This window comes from Mycobacterium sp. 852002-10029_SCH5224772 (genome assembly GCF_001667315.1).
GTDB lineage: Bacteria > Actinomycetota > Actinomycetes > Mycobacteriales > Mycobacteriaceae > Mycobacterium.
Genome location: NZ_LZHT01000052.1, coordinates 1 through 964, shown reverse-complemented (window position 1 = coordinate 964; position 964 = coordinate 1). Strand labels below are relative to the sequence as shown.

At 68.7% G+C, this 964-nt stretch carries 1 protein-coding gene and 1 pseudogene; one reads left to right on the top strand and one right to left on the bottom strand.

What is annotated here, in order from left to right:
• Positions 1 to 228: pseudogene (locus A5775_RS11020) on the top strand (hypothetical protein); the annotation flags it as partial.
• 6 nt (positions 229 to 234) lie between these two features.
• On the opposite strand, the gene A5775_RS11015 reads toward A5775_RS11020, so the two are convergent.
• Positions 235 to 964, bottom strand: a 730-nt coding sequence (locus tag A5775_RS11015; protein WP_067251830.1) for a VWA domain-containing protein, incomplete at its 5' end; no start/stop codon positions are given.

Below are 964 nucleotides of genomic sequence, written 5' to 3'. Positions count from 1 at the left end.
CCGGTGGACGATCAGACCCTGCAGAAGATCGGCGAGATCACCGACGGCCAGGCCTTCCACGCCGACAGCCTGGACTCGCTGGAGAACGTGTACACGACGCTGCAGCGCCAGATCGGCTACGAAACCGTCAAGGGCGATGCCAGCCTGGCCTGGATGCTGCTCGGTGCCGTCGTGATGGCCGGCGCCGTGCTGGCCGGCCTGCTGCTGAACCGCCGGCTGCCCGCCTGATACGCGCTAGGTCGGCAGGCGCCGATTGATCAACAGCGCCAACGCGGTCGCGATCAGTGCGGCCAGCACCCCGAGGCGCAGCCAGCCGGCGCTGCCCGGGCCCGGCACCGTGCGGTAACCGATCTCGTTCTCGATCGCGTTGTAGCTCTTTTCGAGCTCGCCGAGGTTGGTGGCGGTGTAGGGCTGCCCGCCGGAGAGTCTGGCGATCGTCTTCATCTGGTCGGTCGACACCGGGACCGCGACGCGCTGCCCGTCCATCTCGATCTCACCGCCCTTGGTTCCGAACGAGATCGTCGAGATGGGCACGCCCTCGTCCTTGGCCAGGCGCGCCGCGGTGTAGACACCGTCGTGCGGGTCACTGGGGTTGGACGGCTTGTTCTCGCGGCCGTCGGAAAGCAGCACGATGCGGGCCGGCGGCGGGCCCTCGCCGCCACCCATCACCGAACCGACCGTCGCGATCGCCTGCAACGCGGTGAAGATGCCTTCTCCCGTAGCGGTTTTCGGGGCCGGCTGCAGGCTGTCGATGCCCGACTTCACCGCGCCGCGGTTCGTCGTCGGGGGGACCAGCAGTGTGGCGTTGGCCGCGAACTCCACCAGCCCCAGGTTGATGGCCGGGGTCAGCTGGTCGGCGAATTGCTTGCCGGCCTCCTTCGCCGCGGCCAGGCGGTTGGGCGGAACGTCGTTGGAGGCCATCGATTCCGAGACGTCGATGACGAGCATCACGACGGCGCGGTTG